Origin of the sequence: Achromobacter xylosoxidans, assembly GCF_002192695.1 — a bacterium.
GTDB lineage: Bacteria > Pseudomonadota > Gammaproteobacteria > Burkholderiales > Burkholderiaceae_B > Achromobacter > Achromobacter xylosoxidans_C.
In genome coordinates, this window is record NZ_MTLG01000083.1 from 1 (window position 1) to 24,291 (window position 24,291).

Below are 24,291 nucleotides of genomic sequence, written 5' to 3' on the forward strand. Positions count from 1 at the left end.
CATTGGGGCGAGCATCGGAATGGCGCAGGGCGGCCTCGGCGGCTAAAGAACCCTGACGTCCGCAAGCTCGAAGCCCTGCCCCGCCCGCCCCCAAGATCCTGGCCGCGCCTTACTCGGACTCGCCCAGATAGGCCGCACGCACTTTAGGATCGTGCAGCATGTCGCCAGCGGGACCGGACAGGATGATCTCGCCCGATTCCATCACGTAGCCGCGATGGCTGTTTTCCAACGCCAGGCGCGCGTTCTGCTCGATCAGCAGGATGGTCACGCCTTCGCTGGCAATGGTGCGCACCACCTCGAAGACCTTCTCCACCATCAGCGGCGCCAGACCCATAGAGGGCTCGTCCAGCAACAGCAGCTTGGGGCGCGCGATCATCGCGCGACCCATCGCCACCATCTGCTGCTCGCCGCCCGACAGCGTGCCGGCCGCCTGCTTGCGACGCTCGGCCAGGCGCGGGAACAACGTGAAGACGCGGTCGGTGTCCTGGCGGATCTGGGCCGCGTCGCGACGGATGTAGGCCCCCATCGCCAGGTTTTCCTCGATGGTGAGCTGACCGAAGATGCCACGCCCTTCCGGCACCATGACCAGGCCGCAGCGCACCAGCTCATGCGACTTCTGGCCGCCGACGGACTGGCCGCCGTAGACCACTTCACCGCCCGCCAGCGGCACCAGCCCGCAGATGGCGCGCAGCGTGGTGCTCTTGCCGGCGCCATTGGCGCCGATCAGGCAGACCAGCTCGCCCTGGTCCACGCGCAGGTCGATGCCGCGCACCGCGCGGATGCCACCATAAGAGACCTGCAGGCCCCGCAATTCCAGTAGGGGTTGGGATGCTGCTGCCGTCATGCCGGGCGCTCCTGATGAATCTGCGGATCCTGCGCGGCGCCTGCGCCCAGATACGCTTCGATGACCTTGGGATCGCGCTGTACCTGGGCAGGTTTGCCCATGGCCAGCACCTTGCCGTATTCAAGCACCAGCACGCGGTCGCACAGGCCCATGACGAGCTTCATGTCGTGCTCGATCAGCAGCACGGTGATGCCGTCGGCGCGGATCTTCTCGACCAGCTTGCGCAGCACCACGGTTTCCGATGCGTTCATGCCGGCCGCCGGCTCGTCCAGCGCCAGCAGCTTGGGATCGGTGGCCAGGGCCCGCGCGATCTCCAGGCGCCGCTGGTCGCCGTAGGGCAGCGAACGCGCCACGTCGTTGGCGCGATGGCCGATGCCCACGTAGTCCAGCAGTTCCTGCGCCCGCGCTTCGGTGGCGGCCTCTTCGGCCCGCGTGCCGCGGGTACGCAGCACCGCGCCCAGCACGCCGGACTTGGTGCGCATGTGGCGGCCGATCATCACGTTCTCGATGGCGCTCAGGTTGGCGAACAGGCGGATGTTCTGGAAGGTGCGCGCCAGGCCCGCGTAGGCGACTTCATGCGGCTTCTTGCCGGACATGGACTCGCCATTGAAGGTGCAGCTGCCCTCTTCCGGGATGTACAGGCCGGTGAGCACGTTGAACAGCGTGGTCTTGCCCGCGCCGTTCGGGCCGATCAGGCCGTAGATCTCGCCCTGCTCGATGTCGAAGCTGACGTCCGACAGCGCCTGCAGGCCGCCGAAGCGTTTGCCCAGTCCCTGGGCTTGCAGCAGTTTGCTCATGCCGCGCCTCCCTGGGTCTTGGTTGCGAGTTCACGCTTGCGCACCGCCGACGGCCACAGGCCAGCCGGACGGAACAGCATCACGCAGACCATGGCCAGACCGAACAGCAGCATGCGTATGCCCTCGGGGTCCAGCACCACGGCGCCGAACAGCATGTGCTGCACAGGTTCGACCACCGCGCGCAGGAACTCGGGCAACGCGGCCAGGATCAACGCGCCCAGGATCACGCCCGGAATGTGGCCCATGCCGCCCAGCACCACCATGCACAGGATGGAGATGGATTCCATCAGCGAGAAGCTCTCGGGGCTGACGAAGCCCTGCATCGAGGCGAACAAGGCGCCCGCCACGCCGCCGAAGGACGCGCCCATGGCGAACGCCAGCAGCTTGATGTTGCGGGTGTTGATGCCCATGGCCTTGGCCGCGATCTCGTCTTCGCGGATCGCTTCCCAGGCGCGGCCGATGCGCGAATTCTGCAGGCGCACGCAGACCACCACGATGATCAGCGTCACCGCGAGCAGCAGGTAGTAGTACTTCTCCGGTCCCGTCACGCGCAGGCCTAGCAGGCTTTCCGTGCGGCCGAAGGCAAACTCGCCCACCTTGAAGGTGTCGATGCGGTTGATGCCCTGCGGTCCGTTGGTGATGTTGACCGGCGCGTTCAGGTTGTTCAGGAAGATGCGGATGATCTCGCCGAAGCCCAGTGTCACGATGGCCAGATAGTCCCCTCGAAGCTTGAGCGTGGGTGCACCCAGCAGCACGCCGAACAGGCAGGCCACCGCCAGCGCGATCGGCAGGATCGCCCAGAACGGCAGGTGCAGGCCGAAATGCGGCGAGGCCAGCAGCGCCCAGGTGTAGGCGCCCACCGCATAGAACGCGATGTAGCCCAAGTCCAGCAGACCAGCAAAGCCCACCACGATGTTCAGGCCCAGCGACAGCATCACGTACAGCAGGGCGAAATTCAGGATGCGCACCCAGCTCTGCCCGGCCATGCCGATCACGAAGGGCAGCACCGCCAGCACCACGCCGATCAGCGCGATGCCGATCAGGTTGCGGGTCGAAAACCCGCTGCTTTTCAAGGTTGCGTTCATGCCCGGTCTCCCACGCGTTCGCCCAGCAGGCCGGACGGACGGAAGATCAGCACCAGCACCAGCACGAAGAAGGCGAACACGTCCTGGTAGTGGCTGCCGAGGAAGCCGCCGGTCAGGTCGCCGATGTAGCCGGCGCCCAGGGATTCGATGATGCCCAACAACAGGCCGCCCGCCATGGCGCCGACCAGGTTGCCGATGCCGCCCAGCACCGCGGCCGTGAAGGCCTTCAGGCCCAGCATGAAGCCCATGGTGTATTGCGACACGCCGTAATAGGTGGCGACCATCATGCCGGCCACGGCGGCCAGCGCCGAGCCGATCAGGAACGCCGCCGAAATGACCGTGTTGATGTTCACGCCCATCAGCCCGGCCACTTCGCGGTTCTGCGCGGTGGCGCGCATCGCCGTGCCCAGGCGGGTCTTGTGCACCACGGCCAGCAGCCCGCCCATGATCAGCGCGGCGATCACCACGATGGCGATCTGCAGCGAGCTGATGCGCGCGCCCGCGATCTCGAACACCTGCGGCGACAGCACCTGCGGGAAGTTCAGGTAATTGCGGCCCCAGCCCATCATCGCCACGTTCTGCAGGATGATGGACACGCCGATGGCGGTGATCAGGGCAGCCAGGCGCGGCGCGCGGCGCAGCGGCCGGTAGGCCACGCGCTCGGCGGTCCAGCCCACGGCCATGCACAGCGGCACGGACACCAGCAGGCCGACGCCCAGCACCACGAAGGCGGACGTGGAAGGATCGCCGCCCACCAGCGAGATGGCGATGGTGGTCGCCGCCATCGCGCCTATCATGACGACGTCGCCATGGGCGAAGTTGATCAGCCCGATGATGCCGTACACCATGGTGTAGCCCAGGGCGACCAGGGCGTACACGCTGCCTAGCGTGACGCCGTTAATCAGTTGTTGAATGAAGATATCCATAGGGGCCGCTGAATAAGCCTGGAAAAATCGCGCGGATCTTGCGGTGACGGCCCTCGGGCCTGCCACGGCGCCGCGCGTGGCGCGCGCCTGACGGCGCGCACGCTGCAATACGGGCGGGACGCGGCGCGCAGCCGCCTTCCCGCCCCGGTCCAGCCGCCTTAGTTGGCCTGGCTGACCATCGTTTCAACCATCTCCCACTTGCCGTTCTTGACTTCGTAGATGGTGACCGAGATTTCCTTCAGGTCGCCCTTGGCGTCGTAGGAAATGTGCTCGCTGGTGGCGCCCTTGCGGTTCAGCTTGGCCAGGGCCGGCAGGTACTTCTCGGGCTTGGCCGAGCCGGCCTGCTCGATGGCGGCGATCATGTTCCAGGCGCCGTCATAGGCGTAGGGCGCGTACACGCCGGGGGCCTTCTTGAAGCGGGCCTGGTAGCGCTGCTCGAAGTCCTTGCCCGCGGCCATCTTGTCCAGCGGCACGCCGGCCAGCGAGGCATAGGTGCCGTCGGCGGCGTCGCCGGCCAGCTTGATGAAGGTGTCGCTGCGGGTCATTTCGCCCGAAACCAGCGGCGCCTTCAGGCCCAGGGTGGCCAGCTGGCGCTTCATGGGACCGGATTGCGCGTCCAGGCCGCCGTAGAAGATGGCGTCGGGCGCCGCACCCTTGATGTTGGTCAGGATGGCGGTGAAGTCGTTGGCCTTGTCGGTGGTGTACTCGCGGCGCACGACCTGGCCGCCGGCGGCCTTGACCGCCTTCTCGACCTCGTCGGCCAGGCCCTGGCCGTAGGCGGTGCGGTCGTCGATGATGGCGACCTTCTTGGCCTTCAGGCTTTCCACCATGAACTTGCCGACCGCGGCGCCCTGCTGGGTGTCGCTGGTCATCATGCGGAAGGTGGTTTCGTAGCCTTGCTTGGTGTATTCCGGCGAGGTCGCCATGGCGATCTGGGGCAGACCGGCTTCATGGTAGACACGCGAGGCGGGAATGGTCGTGCCCGAGTTGAAGTGGCCCAGGATGCCGACCACGTCCTGGTCGACCAGCTGCTGCGCAACCTGCACGCCCACGCGCGGATCGGCCTGGTCATCGCGCGACACCAGCACGAACTTGGCGGTTTCGCCGTCGACCTTGATGCCCTTCTTGTTGGCTTCTTCCAGGGCCAGGTTCAGGCCGTTCTGCATGTCCTCGCCATAGTGCGATTGCGGACCGGTGAGCGGTGCGGCAAAACCGAACTTGACGTCGGCTGCCTGCGCGGAGGCGGCCATGCCGGCGGCGGCGATGCTGGCGGCGAGAAGCTTCAAAGTGGTGCGGAACTTCATGGGTATCCTCCGAATGTCGGACTTAAGACCTTGTTATACCTGAGCTTTTAACCAGGCTTTTGGTTTTTCACTACTAGCAAGTCCGATATGGCGGAAGCTTGCGCGTGCATGTTCTGCAAAATCCGGAAGCCGGGTTGCGACTTCCTGAGTTGAGGTGCGACCGGATTTTCGTTCCAGTACAACCCCGACCGATATTGGAGATAACCCTTGGATACCCAAGGGTTGTCCTACATCCGACTCAACCTATGGTCATGAGGCTGGCGTTGCCGCCCGCCGCCGCCGTGTTGACGCTGACGGAGCGTTCCGCCAGCAGGCGCTCCGGCACGTAGCCGGCGCCCGCCGCGATCGCGTCGGATGTCAGGCCATGGACCGACAGGATGGCGCCCGGACGCTGCGCGATGCGCTGGTTCAGCGCCTGCAGCGCGTCGCCATCGCCCTCGAACAGCACGGCCTGATAATCCGCCTGGTCGACCTCGTCGTCGGCCAGGATGCCCGCCTGCTCCCGCTGGCCGGCATCCAGCGAGGCCAGCAGCGCCTGTGCCGCGGGCGTGTCCGCGAACCAGGCATGGTTGCCCGTCAGCCTGGCGACGGACCACTGCGCCCGCGCCCCGGCCTCGGTGGCGGCCACGCAGTACACCGCGCCGCGCGGCTCGACCACATAGGTGTTGGTCTCGCCGGTCGGTCCCGGCAGCGCAATGCGCTGCGGCAGCGCCGCCGCCGCGTCCAGCGCCGGCGGCAGGCCCGCCGGCCGCGTGCCCAGCAGGCGGTACATATAGAGCGGGCCGCCAGCCTTGGGGCCGGTGCCGGACAAGCCTTCGCCGCCGAAAGGCTGCACGCCCACCACCGCGCCCACGATATTGCGGTTGACGTAGACGTTGCCCGCATGGACCTGGCCGGTCACGTGCGCGATGGTTTCGTCGATGCGGGTATGCACGCCGAAGGTCAGGCCGTAGCCGGTGCCGTTGATGGCGTCCAGCAAGGCGTCGAGCTCGTCGCGCTGGTAGCGCACCACGTGCAGCACGGGCCCGAACACTTCGCGCGTCAGCTCGCTGACGTGGTCGATTTCGATGATGGTCGGCGGCACGAAGGTGCCATGGCGGCATTCGCCGTTGAGTTCGACCTGGTCCACGCGATGGCCCGCGGTGCGCATCGTTTCGATGTGCCGCTGGATGCCGTTGCGCGCTTCCGTGTCGATCACGGGGCCCACGTCCACCGCCAGGCGGTCGGGGTTGCCCACGCTCAGTTCGCGCATGGCGCCGCGCAGCATGGTCAGCACGTGGTCGGCATTGTCTTCCTGCACGCACAGCACGCGCAGCGCCGAACAGCGCTGGCCCGCCGAATCGAAGGCAGAGGTCAGCACGTCAAACACGACCTGCTCGGACAGGGCCGAGGAATCCACCACCATGGCGTTCTGGCCGCCCGTCTCGGCGATCAGCGGAATGGTGTGGCCGGCGTCGTCCAGGCGGTCGGCCAGCGTGCGCGCGATGATGCGCGCCACGTCGGTCGAACCGGTGAACATCACGCCGCGCACGCCGGGGCTGGCGACCAGCTGCGCGCCCACGGTTTCGCCGCGGCCCGGCAGCAACTGCACGGCGCCGGCCGGCACGCCGGCCGCGCGCAGGATGGCCACGGCTTGCGCGGCGATCAGCGGCGTCTGTTCGGCGGGCTTGGCCACCACCGTATTGCCGGCGGCCAGCGCGGCCGCGACCTGGCCGGTGAAGATGGCCAGCGGGAAGTTCCAGGGGCTGATGCACAGCACCGTGCCCAGCGGGCGGTGCGTGTCGTTGCTGAATTCGGTTTCGGCCTGGTCCGCGTAATAGCGCAGGAAGTCCACGGCCTCGCGCACCTCGGCGATGGCGTTGGGCAGCGACTTGCCGGCTTCGCGCACGATCAGGCCCAGCAGGGTCTGCATCTGCTCTTCCAGCAGTTGCGCGGCGCGGCGCAGGCACTGGGCGCGTTCGGCCACCGGGGTGGATTGCCAGATCGGAGCCGCGTTGGCGGCGGCGCGCAGCGCGGCCTCGGCCTCGTCTTCCTGCGCTTCGACCACGTGGCCCACGACATCGCGCAGATTGGCGGGGTTGCGGACTTCCATGGCGCGCGAGGCATCCCAGACGCCGTCGCCCTCGCCCAGCATGGGGCCGGCCCGCCACGGCATGGCAGCGCTGGCCAGCAGGGCCGCGGACAGCGAACCCAGGCGATGCTCGTTGCTCAGGTCCAGGCCGGCCGAGTTGGCGCGGGCGCCCTCCCGCGGATCGCCATAGAGCTCGCGCGGCAGCGGAATCTTCTCGTGCGGCGCGCCCAGCGGGACGATGCGCGCGGCGGCGTCCACCGGATCGGCCACCAGTTGCTCGACCGGAATGCTGTCGTCGCCGATAAGGTTCACGAACGAGGTGTTGGCGCCGTTTTCCAGCAGGCGGCGCACCAGGTAGGCCAGCAGCGTTTCATGCGTGCCGACCGGCGCGTAGATGCGGCACGGACGGTTCAGCTTGCCCTGCGACAACGCGCCCACGACCTCGTCATACAACGGTTCGCCCATGCCGTGCAGGCACTGGAATTCGTACTGGCCCGGGTAATAGTTCTGGCCCGCCAACTGGTAGATCGCGGACAGGGTGTAGGCATTGTGCGTGGCGAACTGCGGGAACACGGCTTCCGGCGCGCCCAGCAGCTTGCGGGCGCAGGCCAGATAGGCCACGTCCGTGTAGACCTTGCGGGTATAGACCGGATAGCCTTCCAGGCCGTCGACCTGGGCGCGCTTGATCTCGCTATCCCAGTACGCGCCCTTGACCAGGCGCACCATCACGCGATGGCGGCTGCGGCGGGCCAGGTCGATCACGTAGTCGATCACGAAGGGAGCCCGCTTCTGGTAAGCCTGGATGACGAAGCCGATGCCGTTCCAGCCGTCCAGCTCGGGCTCGAAACAAAGCGCTTCCAGCAGGTCCAGCGAGATTTCCAGGCGATCGGCTTCCTCGGCGTCGATGTTCAGGCCGATGTCGTAGCTGCGCGCCAGCACGGTCAGCGCCTTCACGCGCGGCAGCAGCTCGGCCATGACGCGTTCGCGCTGGGCGCGCGAATAACGCGGATGCAACGCCGACAGCTTGATCGAGATGCCCGGGCCTTCATAGATGCCCCGGCCGGCCGCGGCCTTGCCGATGGCGTGGATGGCCTGCTCGTACGAGGCGTAATAGCGGTCGGCGTCCTCGGCCGTGGTCGCGGCCTCGCCCAGCATGTCGTACGAATAGCGAAAGCCACGGGCCTCCATCTTGCGGTTGTTGGCCAGGGCTTCGGAAATGGTCTGGCCCGACACGAACTGTTCGCCCATCATGCGCATGGCCATGTTCACGCCCTTGCGCACCAAGGGTTCACCACCCTTGCCGATCAAGCGGGTCAGCGCCTTGGACAGCGACTGCTCGCTGCTCACGGCCACCAGCTTGCCGGTGATCATCAGCCCCCAGGTAGCGGCGTTGACGAACAGGGATTGCGAGCCGCCCATGTGCGACTTCCAGTCGCCGCGGGCCACCTTGTCGCGGATCAGCGCGTCGCGCGTGGCGCGGTCCGGGATACGCAGCAGCGCTTCGGCCAGGCACATCAGCGCCACGCCTTCCTGGCTGGACAGCGAGAATTCCTGGATCAGCCCTTCCACCCCGCCGCCGCTGCGCTTGCCGCGCAGCTTCCTGACCAGGTCGGCGGCCATGGCGTGGATCTTTTCCAGATTGGGCATGCGGGCCTGGCCCAGCAGCAGCGGCACGCACTCGGGCTCGGGGCGCCGGTAGGCGGCGGTAATGGCCGCGCGCAGCACCGACTGTGGCTGCACGTCCTGGCCGAACTCGTAGAACGGCGGCGTGGGCGCCGAATGGCCCTCGCCCGCCTCGTCCTCGCCGCCCGCGTCCATGCCCAGGTGCGACATCTCGGCGGGCAGATGGCCGCGCTCGATCTTGTCCAGGTAGGAAAGAATCGCCTGCTTGTGCAGCCAATGCGGCGTGCAGTTGAGCTTTTGCGCGGCGGCCTTCAGCCGGTCGCGGAGCGCGTCGTCGACTTTAACGCCTAGGGTCGTGCTGGCCATAAGAGATTGCTTCCTGTCGCATGGCAAAGGTAATACCAGGTCCGGACGGGACCCAGCATGGGTAGGACCGTATGCTAGACAGGTTGCAACTTTGTTTGCACTATGGTTAACCCTAGGTTAACCATTTGAGATCAGGCGAGATTTTGGACCAGGGCGATCAGTCCTTGAGCGCCGCGCAGCCCAACATCTGGACCGAGGCCGATCCGGCCGGAGACTGCCCCCGGATGGCCGAGGCCATGGCGCCGGCCAAGCTGACCACGGCGCGCTGCTGCGCGGCGATCATGGCAGGCACGCCCTCTTCCGTCACCGGTTCCGTCACCACGCTGCGGCACAGCAGCCCGGAACCCTTCATATTGACCGGCCGCACGCGCCAGGTCGCATCCAGCTGGGCCATGCGGCCCGGCTCCAGCTCGAAACGCTGCACGTCGGTCTGCACGCGCCAGACCGCGGCGCCGGGTCCCGGCTTGACCAACTGCACGTCCAACGCGCCCAGCTCGCGCTTCAGTGCGTCCGACAGCGCGCCACGCAGCTCGTCGCCCAGCGGCGAACTCCAGCGCTCGGAATACAGCGCGGACAAGCTGCCCTCGCCAGTGCGCACCATCAGCTGGGGCTGATCCGCCTGCGTCGAAATATTGACCGGTTGCACCTCGATCAGGAAGCTGGCCGGCGCCACCGCGCCGCCCGGAGCCTGGGCTGCCGGCGCCTGCAACGTGTGATAGTGCACGGGCGAGGACGCGCCGCAGCCGACCAGCGCGGCCGACAATGCCAGCAAGGACAGGACCGGGCGCAAGCGTGGCGCAAGCCGCCCCGCGGATCGCGGCGGCTCGGAACTCGGGTTCGCCTGGCGGGCGCGGAGGGATGGGCGTCTATTCATGGGTTCAGTTCCTGACAGGACCGGCGCCGGGGATCGGGTCTGGGCCGCGGCCGCGCAACAAGGCCTCGGGATTGGCTTGCAGGAAATCGGCCAGGGCGCGCAGCGAACGAGCCGCGCGGCTCAGCTCCTGCATCGCCTTCTCCGTGTTGACCGGCAAGGAAGCATCGGATGCCAGCAGCGCGTTGACCTGCGCCATGGACTCCTTGGCCTGCTTGAGCATGTTCTGCGCTTCGGGCGCGACCTGCTTGTCCAGGCGGTTCATCAGCTTGGAGGTGCTGGCCAACGTGGTGCGCAGGTCCTCGCCGATCTTGTCGAACGGGATCTTTTCGATCTTGGCGACGATGTTGCTGATCTGCTGCTGCAGCTGGTCCAGGTTGCCGGGCACCGTCGGGATCATGGCCGGATCCGAGGGCTTGAATTCAACCGGCTTGGCGTTCGGGAAGTCGTCCAGCGCCACGTACAGCTGGCCCGTCAGCAGGTTGGCGGTGCGCAACTGCGCGCGCAGGCCGTGCTTGATCATCCCGCCCAGCAGGCGGTTGCCGGCAATGTCGCCGTCCTTGGTGGCGCGATCGCGTACTTCGTCGAACACGCGGCCCAGACGTTCCGGATACAGGGTGGCATCCACCAGCGAATAGAAGCGCTTGGCGATCGGATCGAAGTCCATGTTGATCTGGGTGACGTTGCCCAGCGTGATGCCGCTGAAGTCGATCGGCGCGCCCACGGTCAGGCCGCGGATCGATTGGTCAAAGCGCATGCGGATCGGGAAGGCCTCGCCGTCCGGATTGGCCTTGGCGGCCGCCTCGGTCGCGTAAAGGTCGAACTGGGCGTCGGCCTGCGCCTGCTTGCCTGCTTCGCGCGCGCTGATGACAGACTCGAAGGCCACGCCGCCCACGGCCATCGACACCAGCGATTGCGTGCGCACCTTGAGTCCGTCCGCGTTGACGCTGAAGTCGACCCCGCTGGCGTTCCAGAAACGCGTGCCCTGGGTCACGAACTTGTCGTTGGGCGCGTCCACGAACACCTCGACGTTCACGGCCTTGCCGGTTTCATCCAACGCGTAGCCGATCACGCGGCCCACGTTGATGCGGCGGAAGTACACGGGCGAACCGATATCCAGGGAACCCAGGTCGGACGCCTTGAGCTTGAAGCGCTTGCCGGCGCGGTCATGCGTGACCGCGGGCGGCACTTCCAGGCCTTCGAAATGCAGTTTGGTGGCCTTCTTGGAATTGTCCTTGCCTTCGGCCGCGTCCACGCCGATATAGGCGCCGGACAGCAGCGTGCCCAGGCCGGACACGCCGCTCACGTCCAGGCGCGGGCGCACCACCCAGAAGTTCGTGCCTTCGCGCGCCAGATCGGAGACGTCCTTGGACAGCTCGGCCTGCACCACCACCTTGGTACGGTCTTCGTTGAAGCCGATGGACTTCACGGTACCGATATTGACGTCCTTGTAGCGCAGCTGGGTCTTGCCGACTTCCAAGCCTTCGGCGGTGTTGAATGAAATGGAGATGTCGGGACCGGCCTGCATCCAGGTCCGCACGACCAGCGACAGGCCCATCAGGGCCGCCACGATGGGCACCAGCCAGATCCATGAAATCCGGCTCTTCTTCTTGCGCGAGATCGCGGGTGAGGCGAACTTCTCTTCACCGGACCCGGGTGCTTGCTCGGACATCTACTCTTCCTTGTTCGTGGACCGAAACCGCGACGCTTCCTAGCCCATTTCCTTACCGGCAACAGGCGCCGGCTGGCGCCCGCCCTCCACCGGTGGCGATTCTATTTCACTTTGCCCTTCAAGGTCCCAGCTGCGGCGCAGGTCAAAACTCATGGCCGACAGCATGGTCAGGATCACGGTCAGCCCGAACGCCGCCGCGCCCGCACCTGCGCTGATCTCCATCAAGCCCTGGAAATCCGCCAGCGCCGCCAGCAATATAACGACAAAAACGTCCAGCATCGACCATTGGCCGATGAACTCGACCATTTGATACAGGCGCGTGCGCGGACGCAAGTTGGTGGTGCTGCGCCATTGCTCCGTCAAGAGCAGCAGCATGAGCGCCAGCAGCTTGGTCAGCGGCACCGCCACGCTGGCGATGAAGACGATCAGCGCAATATCCCAGGAGCCCATTTCCCAGAGCTCGACCACGCCGCCCAGGATGGTATGGGCGCTGTCGCCCAGCACGGACCTGACCTGCATCACCGGCAGCGCGTTGGCCGGAATGTAGAACACCACCGCCGCCAGCAGCAGCGCCCAGGTGCGCGCCAGATGGTCGGGCTTGCGGTAGTGCACCACGGCGTCGCAACGCACACAGTGGTGTTCTTCTTCCGGGTCGGCCGCGCGCGGCAGCGCCTGTACCTGGCCGCAAACATGGCATCCAGTCAGCACCGTGTCCGGCGTGGCCTGGGGCACATGCACCGGCACCACGCCCACGCTCTCGGCATAACGCCACAGTACATGCGGCGACAATCGTCCCAGCATGGTCAGCAGGATGGTCAGGATGCCGAACGCGCCCAACCCGATGCCGGGAGCCACGGCGGCCATGCCTGCCAGCTTCACCACCGCCACCAGCACGCCCAGGAGGAACACCGGAATCATGCACCAGGGCCGCAGTATGCCCAACAGGCGCATCGCGGTGCGAAAGCCCCAAGGCTCGCGGCCGCGCGACAGCGGCCCCAACACCCACAACAGCACGGATAGCTGCAGCACCGGCAGCGCGAAGCCCGCCATCCCCGTCATGATGGCGACAGCCCAGTGGTCCTGGCGCCAGGTAATGGCAATGGCGTCCAGCAGGGACGCCTGCTGCGTCATGCCCTGCACGGCCATCGAAGCCACGGGATAGGCGTTGGCCACCCCGAACACGATAAGGGCGGAAATGGCGAGCGCCAGCCAATTGGACAAAGTAAGCCCGCTGTAGCGCCACAAGGTGGCACCGCAGCGGGCGCAATTGGCGGTCTCTCCAGGTTCAAGCTGATGCCGGCGATAGATGCTCGCGCAGTGTTCGCACTCGATCAGCGGCTGGCGGTCCGCGGTCATTGAGAGCCTTAATCGACCAGTTCGACTTCCTGTTTGTCAGGTGCGTCCGACGAGGGCGGCTTGCCGTTCTCGTCGAAGTCCAGCTTGACCTTGCCCTCCTCGTCGAGGTCCACGGTCACGGTGCCGCCGTCGACCAGCTTGCCGAACAGCAGCTCATCGGCCAGCGCGCGCCGGATCGTGTCCTGGATGAGGCGCTGCATGGGGCGTGCGCCCATGAGCGGATCGAACCCTTCCTTGGCGAGATGCTCGCGCAGACCCGTGGTGAAGATGGCTTCCACGCGACGCTCGTGCAGTTGGTCTTCCAGCTGCATGAGGAACTTGTCCACCACGCGCAGGATGATTTCGCGGTCCAGCGGCGCGAACGGGATGATCGCGTCCAGGCGGTTGCGGAATTCGGGCGTGAACATGCGGCGGATTTCCGCCATTTCGTCGCCCACCACGCGCGAATTCGCAAAGCCGATGGACGGACGGTTCAAGGTTTCGGCGCCCGCGTTGGTCGTCATGATAAGGATGACGTTGCGGAAGTCCGCCTTGCGGCCGTTGTTGTCGGTCAGCGTGCCGTGGTCCATGACCTGCAGCAGGATGTTGAACACATCCGGGTGCGCCTTTTCGATTTCATCGAGCAGCAGCACGCAGTGCGGCTGCTTGGTGATGGCCTCGGTCAGCAGGCCGCCCTGATCGAAACCGACGTAGCCCGGAGGCGCGCCGATCAGGCGCGACACGGCGTGCCGCTCCATGTATTCGGACATGTCGAAACGCAGCAACTCCACGCCCAGCGTGAAAGCCAGTTGGCGGGCGACCTCGGTCTTGCCCACGCCGGTGGGGCCGGAGAACAGGAAGGCACCGATCGGCTTTTCCGGCTTGCCCAGGCCCGAGCGCGCCATCTTGATGGCGGCGGACAGGGCTTCGATGGCGTTATCCTGGCCGAAGACCACGGTCTTCAGGTCGCGGTCCAGCGTCGCGAGCTTGCTGCGGTCGTCGTTGGAGACGGACTGCGGCGGGATGCGCGCGATCTTGGACACGATGTTCTCGATGTCCACCTTGCCGATCACCTTCTTCTGGCGCGAACGCGGCAGCAGGCGCTGCGCGGCGCCGGCCTCGTCGATCACGTCGATGGCCTTGTCCGGCAGATGGCGGTCATTGATGAAGCGCGCCGACAGTTCAGCCGCGGCCGACAGGGCGGCGGACGAGTAGCGCACGCTGTGGTGCTCTTCGAAGCGGCTCTTCAGGCCGCGCAGGATCTGCACGGTCTGTTCGACGCTGGGTTCGGGCACGTCGATCTTCTGGAAGCGGCGCGACAGCGCGTGGTCTTTTTCAAAGACGCCGCGGTATTCGGTGTAGGTGGTCGCGCCGATGCACTTGAGCTGCCCGGAAGACAAGGCCGGCTTCAAGAGGTTGGACGCGTCCAGCGTGCCGCCCGAGGCCGAACCGGCGCCGATCAGCGTATGGATTTCGTCGATGAACAGGATGGCGTCGGGATTGCCGCGGATCTGCTTGAGCACGCCCTTCAGGCGCTGTTCGAAATCGCCGCGGTACTTGGTGCCCGCCAGCAACGCGCCCATGTCCAGCGAAAAAACCTGGGCGGCCTGCAGGATTTCAGGCACTTCGCCGCGCGTGATGCGCCAGGCCAGGCCTTCGGCGATCGCGGTCTTGCCCACGCCGGCCTCGCCAACCAGCAGCGGATTGTTCTTGCGGCGGCGGCACAGCACCTGGATCACGCGTTCGACTTCGTGTTCGCGCCCGATGAGGGGATCGATGCGGCCCGCCAGCGCGGCGGCGTTCAGGTCGGTGGCGTACTGGTCCAGCGGCGACTGACGCGATTCGCCCTGTTCTTCACCATTGGTCTGCTGCTCTTTCTGCACGGCGGCGGACTCCACCTGGGGCTGTTTGGTAATGCCATGCGACAGAAAATTGACGACGTCCAGCCGCGTGACGCCCTGCTGTTGCAGGTAATACACGGCGTGCGAATCCTTTTCGCCAAAAATGGCCACGAGCACGTTGGCGCCGGTGACCGGCTTCTTGCCGGTGCCGCCCGCGGATACATGCATGATGGCGCGCTGGATCACGCGCTGGAAACCCAGCGTCGGCTGCGTGTCGACCTCGGCGCCGCTCGGGATCACCGGGGTGTTCTCCGAAACGAACTGGCGCAGGTTGCGGCGCAAGTCGTCCAGGTTGGCGGCGCAGGCGCGCAGCACTTCAACGGCCGAAGCGTTGTCGAGCAACGCCAGCAGCAGATGCTCGACGGTAATAAATTCATGCCGGGCCGAACGGGCCTCGACGAAAGCCATATGCAGGCTGACTTCAAGCTCTTGAGAAATCACGCTTCCTCCGTAACGCATCGAAGCGGGCAAATACACGATTCATATTCTATGCCGATCATGGCGTAACGCCAGAGATTTCAAAAACCACTCTGTCGTGGCGGCCTTGCGCATCCATGACGGTAAGCGTATACCGGCCGTCCATGGCCAGCACTAATTTAAACGGATGACCCGACGCGCCATGGCCAACCACGCGCCCGTCCAGCATCCACCATACTTCGCCTTCTGTTCCCTGCACATCCACATCCAGCGCCACTTCGCGCCCGCCCGGCACGGGCCGCAGCACCGAGCCGCTGGCCACGCCGCCCAGACGCAAGGGTCCGAGCGAGGCGTCGGCGTAGCCGGCAAAAGACGGCGGCGCCGTTTCATTCAACACCCAGGCCGCGCGCTGCTCCGGACATACGCCGGACGGCACGCTGCCGAGCTTGTAACCCAGGGGCCAGCATGTCACCGCGGCCTGCACCGTTTCGGGCCTGACGCGGACCTGCTGGGCGCCTTCGGGCAAAGCCGCCACGATATCCTGCAGCAGCGGCGCCGCCACGTTGGCCCCGAAAAATCCCGGGTTGGGCGTGCCGTCCGGACGGCCGACCCAGACGCCCATCGTCCACCTGTCGGTCACTCCGACGGCCCATGCATCCCGGAATCCGAAACTTGTCCCGGTTTTCCAGGCCAGTTGCCGCGCCGGACTGCCCGACTGATAGAACGGCCGGTCAGGATGGCCGCCGCTCTCCAGGATGTCACGGACGATCCAGGCCGCCCCAGGGCTCATCATACGGGACTCGACCCGCGCCTGCTCTGGCCGCAGCCGAGGCCGCCCGGAGACGCCGCCGCGGGCCAAGGCCCGGTAAGCGCCCACCAGTTCTTCCAATGTGGTGCCGCCCCCGCCCAAAATCAAGCTCAAATTCGGTTCCGCGCCCGCGGGCAATCGTAACCGCACTCCGCCGGCCAGCATGACCGAGGCGAAACTGCTGGGCCCCACGCGGTCCAGCAGGTCCACGGCCGGCACATTGAGCGAACGCTGTAGCGCCTGCGCCACGCTGATTGGGCCGGCGAATGCGGCCTGGAAATTGCCCGGCGCGTAGCCGCCGAACGACATCGGCGCGTCGATCAGCAGGCTTTCGGAATGGATCAGGCCCTCGTCGAGCGCCTGCGCATACAGAAAGGGCTTGAGGGTGGAGCCCGGCGAACGCACGCCGCGCACCATGTCCACGTGGGCGGCCCGGCTTTCGTCGGAGAAATCGGCGGAGCCGGCATAGGCCTTGACCTCCAGCGTATCGTTGTCCATCACCAACACGGCCATCGACACCTTGGGCGGCAGGCCGTCCACCCGGTCCTGCAACATGCGCTCCACCGCGGCCTGCATGTCCGCGTCCAGGGTGGACGTGACCACGGCGGGCCGCTCGCCAGGGCGCCGGCCGGCCGCGCGCTGGCTGCCCGCTTCCTGCAGCAGCCGCTGCGCGGCCAGGGGCGCCAGCCAGCGCGCCCGCAACGGCGGCGCGACCACGTTCTCGATCTTGGCGTCGGCCACTTCGGCCGGAGTCCAGCGGCCCAGTTCGACCATGCGGTCCAGCACCTTGTCGCGGGCGGCCTGCGCGGCCTCGGGATGGCGGTCCGGCCGCAGGCGCGACGGCGCTTGCGGCAAGGCGGTCAGCATCGCCGCCTCGGCCGGGCTCAGGTCGCGCGCCGGCTTGCCCAGCCACAGGCGCGAGCCCATTTCCACGCCTTCCACGATGCCGCCCATGGGCGCGTGGGTCAGGTACAGCGACAGGATCTCGTCCTTGCTGTAGTGCATTTCCAGCTGGATGGCGCGCCAGGCCTGCCGCAGCTTCGCCGACATCGAGCGTGAAGGCTTGCCGGCCAGCGCTGGATCTATCAGCCGCGCGACCTGCATGGTCAGCGTGGAGCCGCCCGACACGATGCGGCGGTTGGTGGCCCACTGCCAGCCGGCGCGCGCCATCGCCACGGGGTTGACGCCGGGATGCCAGTAGAACCAGCGATCCTCGTAGGTCAGCAGCGTTTCCAGATAGCGCTCGGACACCTGTTCGGGCTTGACCGGATAGCGCCAGATGCCGTCGCGGCTGGGATAGTTGCGCAGCGGCGTGCCGTCGGCGGCCACGACGACGGCGGCGCCGCCCGAATCCACGGGCGGCAAGGGATAGAGGCGGTCCAGCGCGAATAACGACGCGGCCAGCGCAAACAACGCGCTGGCCGCGAGGATTCCGCGCCGCCGCCAGCGGCGGGCGCGCGAGGCGCCCGCCACGGGGGTGGCGGCGGGGGTCAAGGACGCTTGGCGCCGCGGTCGCGGATCTCTACCGTGCTCCATTGCTCGCCTACGCCCCGGATTTCAGGCCGGTACATGTCTTCGGCCACCGTCGACGGCACCGCGTAGCGGCCCGGCGTCACGACGCGCACCAGATAGAACACGTCCACCTTGCCGCGTCCCAGCGACACCGCAGCCACATAGCGGTCGTCGCGGAACTCGCGGTGCTTGATGTTGGGATCGGACATGGCTTCGGCCACGCGGCGTCCGCCGATCGTCCATTCCTGCATCTCGGGGCTTTGCGACAGGTTCAGGTTTTCGACTTCAAAACCCGCCGGCACGCGGTCCACCAGCAAGCCATCCGGAATGTTCTGGTTGGCGCTGGCCTGCACCCACACCACCAGCATGTCGCCGGTCTGCAGGCTGCCGCCATCCCACGGACGGCCGTCAGGACGGTACCAGCCGCGCTTGAGCTGGATGACGTCGCTGCGCGGCGCGGGCACGGTGGTCGGGCTGCCCTGGATGTCGTATTCAACGAACAGGGACTGATTGCCGGTGTTCACCAGCTGCGCGCCGGCCAGATCGGCCGCCGACAGCGACACGGTCTGGTCGCTGGTGCCGCCGGCCAGCGCCTTGGTGGACCCGTTGACGGTCAGCGTGGCGGACCAGGGCGTGGCCTTGTCGCCGCCCAGGGCGCGGGCGGCCAGCAACAGCGACATCTGCTCCTGCGTCGACAGGTACGAGCGGTTGCCCAGGCGGCTGGCCAGCTGCGTCAGCAGATTGTCCATGCGCTCGTGGCGCAGCTCGTACTTGTCGGCGATCGCGAAGGCCAGCGCGTAGTCGCGCACGCCGCTGCCGTAGTCGCCCAGCCATTCGTCGTAATAGCTGGAATTGCGGCGGGTGTTGATGCCGTACTCGCGCGCCACGGCCTGCTCGAGCGCGCTCTTCATGCGCCCTTCGTCGCCCATGAGCTTGAACGCGGCCGCCAGCTGGATCAGCGGCAGCGGCGAGCGGGCACGCTCCTGGTAGTTGTCGTACAGCTGGCGCACCGTGGACAGCGGCGCCTTCTTGTCGCGGGCCAGCGCCAATGCGGCAGTGGCCAGGCCAGCGAAGCGGCGGTGGTCCTCGCGCAGGATGCTGAGGTCGCCGGAATCGTAGCGTCCGGATTCGACACTGCGCTTCAGGTTGGGCGACCAGATGCCGAACGCGCCGGAACTCTGCTGCACCTGCTCCAGCAGCCACTGGCGCGAACGGTCCAGCGATGCCTCGGGCACTTCGAAACCGTTGTCGCGGGCGTCCTGCATGAAGCCGACGGCATAGGCCGTCAGCCATACGTCGCGCGAGGACGAGCTGCTCCACAGGTTGTACGAACCGACGGCGTTGCGCATGCCCGCCAGGCGGCCGATCGCGCCGGCCACCTTGGCGTCGCGCTCCGCCTTGCTGCGCGGCTTGAGGCCGAACTGCTTGGCCGCGGCCTCATCCAGCATGACCCACGGCAGCGTCGCGCTGATGGTCTGCTCGGTGCAGCCGTAGGGATAGTTGAGCAGCCCTTCGACCAGGCGGTTGACGTTGATCGGCGGACGGTTCGAGACCGTCATGCTGACCGTGGTCGAGTCCGGGTAATAGGAAGCCACCCACGACGCCTGCGGCGCATTGGATTCGCCCGGGTTCAGGCGCATGCGGCGCACCTGGCGCTCGGCCGCGTAGGCCGGTTGCACCTGCAGCACGGATTCGCGCACGATGTGCACGGGCTTGCCGCCGCCCTGCCCGTCGACGGTCAGGCGCATCAGGCCCAGGCCGTAGGAACCGGTAGTAGTGGCGGTGAAGCGCAGCGTGGTGCGCTGCTTGTCCTTCAAGGTCACGGTCTTGACGCCGTCGACGATGGCCAGCGGGTCCAGCGCTTCCAGCTTGACCGTCACCTTTTGCTCGGCGCCGCTCAGGTTGGTCACGTCCAGCGCAATCGCGGCCTGGTCGCCCGGGGTGATGAAGCGCGGCGTATTCAGCTCGGCGACGATGGGCGCGGCCACCACCATTTCGGTGTCGGTGCTGCCATAGTTGTCGGGCGTGAAGGCCACGGCCATCAGGCGCAGCGTGCCATTGAAATCGGGCAGGTCCAGCGGGATGTCCGCCTCGCCCTGCTCGTTTAGCGTCACCGGACCAGAGAACAGGTCCACCAGCTTGACCTTCTTGGGCAGGCTCTTGCTGTCGCCGCGCATGGCGGCGTCGCCGCCCCACTTCAGCTTGCCCTTGGTGCCGTCCATCTTCTCGATCAGCTTGCCGTACATGTCCAGCAATTCGGGCGCGTAGCGGTGCTTGCCGAAGAAGTAGTCCAGCGGATCGGGCGTCTTGTACTGGTTGATGTTGAGGATGCCCACGTCCACCGCCGACAGCGTCACGGTGGCCTGCTTGCCCAGGGCCCCGTCGACCTTGACGCGCACGGTGGCCTTGGTCTCGGGCACCGCCTTGGGCGGCGCCGTCAGCTTCACGTCCAGCTTGCGGTCGGCGCTGGCGATCGGCAGGAAGGTCAGACCCAGCGCGCGCGCCGGGGTCACGCGGTCGCCCTCGCTGCCGGGACGGAACACGGCGGCGGCGATATACAAGTCGTGGCGCTTCCAGGTCTTGTCGACCGGAATCTCGACCTGCGTGCCGGTCGCTTTCACGGCCACCCAGGTGGACCACAGCATGCGGTCGCCTTCGACGGTGATGAGCGCCTGGCCGTCATGCGGCGGCGTCAGGGTCAGCTTGACGGTGTCGCCGGGCTTGGCCGGCACGCCTTCGAGCTTCATCTGCACGCGGTCGGGACGATTGCCCATGGAGTCGGCGTCCTGCGCGTTCCAGCCCGCGTAGAAGCGGTAGCGCAGGGTCTGGCCGGTTTCGGGATCGGCGATTTCCAGGCGGTAGCGGCCCCACTTCACAGGCACGGTCAGCTGGGCGCGGTCGTTCAGCGCGATCTCGCGCGAATCCAGCAATTCCTCGGTTTCGGTGTAGCCGCTGTTCCAGCCGCGCTGGTCGTCGAAACGCCAGTAGTACTGGCGGTCTTCGCGGTACAGGCGCATCTGCGCCTGCGCCAGCGGCGCGATCTTGCCCTGCGCGTCCACGCGCAGCACTTCAAAACCGGCCGGCGCGCCTTCGCGGGCCACGTCGCCGTCGAACTGCGGACGCACGGCGATCAGGCGGTCGGCGGGCCAGACGCTGCGCTCGATCGAGCGCACCACCGGACGGCCGCCGGATTCAAGCAGGCTGGCCGACACCCGCACCTTCATCGGCGAACGCGTGCCGCCCGTGCGCGGATCGACCTCGAGCTGGCCGTGGCCCTTGTCGTCCAGGGCCGTTTCGGGCAGCTCCTCGAAATGGCGGCGGGTATCGTCGGCCACGTCGCCGAAGATGAAGCCGGGCCATTGCTGGGGCAGCGCAAAACGGTCGCGCTTGACCTGGAAGCTGGACAGCAGGCGGTTGCCGGCGGCGGGCGCGCCGTAGAGATAGTCGCCCTGCACATCCACGGTCAGCGTTTCTTCCGGCGACAGCACCTCTTGATCGGAGGTCAGCGACATCTTCATGCGTTCGGGCAGGAATTCCTCGACCTGGAACTTCCAGGACGCGTCCGGCGCGCGCGACGCGGGGTCGACGCGCAATTCCAGCAGCCAGGTGCCGGTCTGCGCGTCCAGCGGCAGATCGATGCTGCGCTCGATATAGCCGGGCAAATCCTTCTTGGGCTGCCACAGGGTGCTCAGCACGGTGCGGCCGTCGGGACGCTTGATGGTGGCGGTCAGGGGCGACGGCGACAGCATGCGGCCGTCCAGGTCGCGCGGCAGGACCGACACGTTGAAGGTTTCGCCGGGACGGTACAGATTGCGGCCGGCATAGACGAACAGGTTGTTGGGGCGCGAAACGTGGCCGCCGATGTCGAATTCGGACAGGTCCAGGGCGGGTTCGCCCAGGGCCAGCACGGTCATTTCCTTGTCGCGCGAGGCGCGGATGACGCGCGCATTGGCGAAGCTGCCATCAAAGCGAACATGGCCCTGTCCGTCCGCGGCGGCCTTGGCCAGCGACTTGCCGGCGCCGTCCACCAGTTCGAACACGGCGCCCGAGATGGCGGTGCCGCTCTTCAGGGACACGGAATAGGCCTCGATGCGGTCGCTGTAGCGGCGCGCGTGCAGGCCGATGTCGCTGACGTAGAAATACGTCACCTGGTATTCGTAACGGAAACGGCCGGGCTGGCTCATCACCGCGATGTAGATGCCGGGCTCCTGCAGTTCCTTGACGCCTTCGACCGGCAGGAACGTGACATGGCGGCGGTTGGGCTTGTCGTCGGTGACGAAGCGGCCTTGATAGACGCTGGTCGTCAGCGAGTTCAGGCGGTCCAGGTCCCAGTTGCTGACCGAGCCCTTCAGGCTGCGGTTGTCGGAATAGCGCCAGTTGTCTTCTTCGTCGCCGCTGTCTTCCTCTTCGCCCGAGCCGGCGCTGCGGCCGATGCCCAGCACGCTGTCGAACAGTTCAGGCACGCGCTCCGGCGATACGCGCAGGAACTGCACGTCCACTTCGGGCACGTTCACCGTGGCCACGGGCAGGCCGCCATTCTGGCCGGCCGGCAACACCACGCCGCGGCTGGCGAAATAGAACGACGGCGGCATGGCCTGCGTGTTCACCTCGCAATTCGACGCTTCCGCCAGCTTGACGCCGGCGCCCGAGCCGGGCAGACCGGCGCGCACCGAGATCGCGTAGGAACGCTGCGGTTGGACGTAGGGGAAATAGACCATGCGGGGGTTGTCGCCCACCACCCAGTTGCCCTTCAGGATCTTGCCCTTCGGCGCCGAGTCGCCCGGCCGTACCGAGGCGGGCTGGTCACCGTTGGTGGCGGCCGATTCGCTGTCCTTGTCGGCAGCCGAACCCGTGTCCGTCACCTGCAGATAGCTGTCCAGGTCGGCCTTGGCGTCCACCGGTTGCGTGAAAGTCACAGCCAGGGCCAGCGTGTCGTTATATTGGCGCGGTTGGCAGGAAAGCGCGGCAAACGGATCGGCCGCACCGACCACCGCGCTGGCGGGCAACGCCGGCTTGGCATCGCCGCCTCCCGCCGCGGCCGCGGGCTGCGACACGACGGCTGGCGCCGGCGTGGCGGACTGCCGCTCCTTGCCCATCCACCAGCCCACGCCGATGGCGCCGGCCAATACCACGACCCCGGCTGTCGCCAGCCAGGCCTTGCTGATCTTTCCACTCACGGCAAATCTCCCGCTCACTCAAATTCAGACGTACTGCTCCTTTGCGGCGGAGCTGCCGACCTGATCATTCCGCGCGCTTCTCGGGTACGCGGATACTGCTTGTCAAAATAACCGGACAACACAACGCCGCCATGACAGGCGGCGCATTGATTCTGAGGTTCAGACGGGTTCCATCACGCATTGCAGGGGGTGCTGGCGCGCCCGCGCGTACTGGGCCACTTGCGCAATACGCGTGGCGGCGAGGTCCCGGGGATAAACCCCGCATACACCACGTCCTTCGTGATGCACCTGCAACATGATCCGCGTGGCCTCTTCGTGATTCTTATTGAAGAACTTCTGCAGCACTTTCACGACGAACTCCATCGGGGTGTAGTCGTCGTTCAGCAGCAGGACCTGGTACATCGGAGGCGGCGCGGCGCGCGCCGGAGCCTTCTCGACGGCCAAATCATGCTGGGTATCCAAGGTAGAACTCATAGGGCCGCTATTCTATTTAAACGGGGGACGGCTAGCGTGTAACTTACGGAAAATTACACGTAGAAATGCGTAGTTTCCATACTTGACGCCGCAAAGAAAAGCGGCGCATTATCCACGCATTCTGGGGTTTTCAACGCATCGAAAATCTGCCAGGAAGCCGGAGGGGGGACAGGGGTCTAGGCCGCGATGCCCTTCGTCAACATACGATTCAATGAGGCAGTCCGCATGTCTGATACGACCGCAACCGCCGTCCAAGGGGACAATCCCAAATCGACGGGCACCGTCAAATGGTTCAACGATGCAAAGGGGTTCGGCTTCATTACGCCCGACGACGGCGGTGAAGATCTGTTCGCCCATTTTTCGTCCATCCAGATGAATGGTTTTAAAACCCTGAAGGAAGGCCAGAAAGTGGCCTTCGAGATTATTCAGGGGCCCAAAGGCAAGCAGGCGCTTAATATCACGGCTGCCTGAGTTACCCTTTAAAGCGCAACGGTAAGGTTGCGCCATTATTCAGGCGGGGCTTTCGAGCCCCGCCTTGTTATTTTTCATTCATTACGCCAGGCCATGCCCAAGAACGCCGTTTTAATTCCTGTCAGCCTCACGTTGTTCAAGACAGCGTTCTTCAGAAACCTCCTGCCGAAAACCCTGGCCGCCATCGCGATGGCCCTGCCCGCGGCGGCCGGCGCGCAGCAGACCGGCCCGCAAGCCCCTCTGCCCACCACCCAGCTCTCGGCCGGCATCCATATTATCCGCGCAGAAGTCGCGAACACGGAAGCGACCCGCCGCGACGGCCTGATGTTCCGCAAGGAGCTGCCCGGCAACGACGGCATGCTGTTCGTCTTCGAACAACCCGACGTGCAGTGCTTCTGGATGCGCAACACCCTGCTGCCGCTCTCGATTGCCTTTATCGCCGACGATGGCACGATCGTCAACATCGAGGACATGGCGCCACAGACCGAAGACCCGCACTGCGCCAAGAAGCCGGTGCGGTATGCGCTGGAAATGGCCCAAGGCTGGTTCGATCAGCATGGCATCAAGGCCGGCAAGAAACTGGACGGCCTGCCCTGAGGCGAGCCCGTCGGCAGACATGAAAAGGGAGCCCTGGAGG

The 24,291-nt window shown here is 66.4% G+C and carries 15 protein-coding genes; 2 read left to right on the forward strand and 13 right to left on the reverse strand.

Going from position 1 to position 24,291, the window contains the following annotated elements; translation table 11 throughout:
- Positions 1 to 109: 109 nt before the first annotated feature.
- From BRO63_RS19280 to clpS, 13 genes are all read right to left on the reverse strand, one after another.
- The gene (locus BRO63_RS19280) at positions 110 to 844 is read right to left on the reverse strand and encodes an ABC transporter ATP-binding protein (protein WP_088141348.1); all 735 of its coding nucleotides are present in this window, start codon (positions 842 to 844) and stop codon (positions 110 to 112) included.
- Positions 841 to 1,641, reverse strand: a complete 801-nt coding sequence (locus BRO63_RS19285; protein ID WP_054452353.1) for an ABC transporter ATP-binding protein — start codon at positions 1,639 to 1,641, stop codon at positions 841 to 843. The genes BRO63_RS19280 and BRO63_RS19285 overlap by 4 nt, the downstream gene beginning before the upstream one ends.
- Positions 1,638 to 2,726, reverse strand: coding sequence for an ABC transporter permease subunit (locus BRO63_RS19290; RefSeq protein ID WP_088141349.1), 1,089 nt, complete (start codon positions 2,724 to 2,726; stop codon positions 1,638 to 1,640). Before BRO63_RS19290 ends, BRO63_RS19285 begins: the two co-directional genes overlap by 4 nt.
- The gene (locus tag BRO63_RS19295; RefSeq protein ID WP_059379870.1) at positions 2,723 to 3,652 is read right to left on the reverse strand and encodes a branched-chain amino acid ABC transporter permease; all 930 of its coding nucleotides are present in this window, start codon (positions 3,650 to 3,652) and stop codon (positions 2,723 to 2,725) included. The genes BRO63_RS19290 and BRO63_RS19295 overlap by 4 nt, the downstream gene beginning before the upstream one ends.
- Before the next feature lie 158 nt (positions 3,653 to 3,810).
- The gene (locus BRO63_RS19300; protein ID WP_088141350.1) at positions 3,811 to 4,956 is read right to left on the reverse strand and encodes a branched-chain amino acid ABC transporter substrate-binding protein; all 1,146 of its coding nucleotides are present in this window, start codon (positions 4,954 to 4,956) and stop codon (positions 3,811 to 3,813) included.
- A 238-nt stretch (positions 4,957 to 5,194) separates the two neighbouring features.
- Positions 5,195 to 9,016 carry a trifunctional transcriptional regulator/proline dehydrogenase/L-glutamate gamma-semialdehyde dehydrogenase gene (putA, locus tag BRO63_RS19305; RefSeq protein ID WP_088141351.1) on the reverse strand — a complete coding sequence of 1,274 codons (3,822 nt, stop codon included), beginning with the start codon at positions 9,014 to 9,016 and terminating at the stop codon, positions 5,195 to 5,197.
- A gap of 157 nt (positions 9,017 to 9,173) precedes the next feature.
- Positions 9,174 to 9,806 (reverse strand): PqiC family protein, encoded by a 633-nt coding sequence (locus BRO63_RS19310; protein WP_088141352.1) that lies wholly within the window; start codon positions 9,804 to 9,806, stop codon positions 9,174 to 9,176.
- Between the two features lie 88 nt (positions 9,807 to 9,894).
- On the reverse strand, positions 9,895 to 11,559 hold the full coding sequence (locus tag BRO63_RS19315; protein WP_088141353.1) for a PqiB family protein: 1,665 nt from the start codon (positions 11,557 to 11,559) through the stop codon (positions 9,895 to 9,897).
- Between the two features lie 39 nt (positions 11,560 to 11,598).
- Positions 11,599 to 12,915 carry a paraquat-inducible protein A gene (locus BRO63_RS19320; protein WP_088141354.1) on the reverse strand — a complete coding sequence of 439 codons (1,317 nt, stop codon included), beginning with the start codon at positions 12,913 to 12,915 and terminating at the stop codon, positions 11,599 to 11,601.
- An 8-nt stretch (positions 12,916 to 12,923) separates the two neighbouring features.
- On the reverse strand, positions 12,924 to 15,236 hold the full coding sequence (gene clpA / locus BRO63_RS19325; RefSeq protein ID WP_179215154.1) for an ATP-dependent Clp protease ATP-binding subunit ClpA: 2,313 nt from the start codon (positions 15,234 to 15,236) through the stop codon (positions 12,924 to 12,926).
- A gap of 55 nt (positions 15,237 to 15,291) precedes the next feature.
- Complete coding sequence (gene pbpC, locus BRO63_RS19330; protein WP_088141356.1) at positions 15,292 to 17,514, reverse strand: penicillin-binding protein 1C; 2,223 nt, start codon at positions 17,512 to 17,514, stop codon at positions 15,292 to 15,294.
- Positions 17,511 to 22,709: an alpha-2-macroglobulin family protein gene (locus BRO63_RS19335; RefSeq protein WP_373557785.1), complete on the reverse strand. Its 5,199-nt coding sequence runs from the start codon at positions 22,707 to 22,709 to the stop codon at positions 17,511 to 17,513. Before BRO63_RS19335 ends, pbpC begins: the two co-directional genes overlap by 4 nt.
- 159 nt (positions 22,710 to 22,868) lie before the next feature.
- Positions 22,869 to 23,183: an ATP-dependent Clp protease adapter ClpS gene (clpS, locus tag BRO63_RS19340; protein WP_006383989.1), complete on the reverse strand. Its 315-nt coding sequence runs from the start codon at positions 23,181 to 23,183 to the stop codon at positions 22,869 to 22,871.
- A 225-nt stretch (positions 23,184 to 23,408) separates the two neighbouring features.
- Here clpS and BRO63_RS19345 point away from each other — a divergent pair, with 225 nt between their 5' ends.
- Complete coding sequence (locus BRO63_RS19345) at positions 23,409 to 23,654, forward strand: cold-shock protein (RefSeq protein WP_006220277.1); 246 nt, start codon at positions 23,409 to 23,411, stop codon at positions 23,652 to 23,654.
- 189 nt (positions 23,655 to 23,843) lie between these two features.
- Complete coding sequence (locus BRO63_RS19350) at positions 23,844 to 24,251, forward strand: DUF192 domain-containing protein (protein ID WP_256943066.1); 408 nt, start codon at positions 23,844 to 23,846, stop codon at positions 24,249 to 24,251.
- Positions 24,252 to 24,291 lie beyond the last annotated feature (40 nt).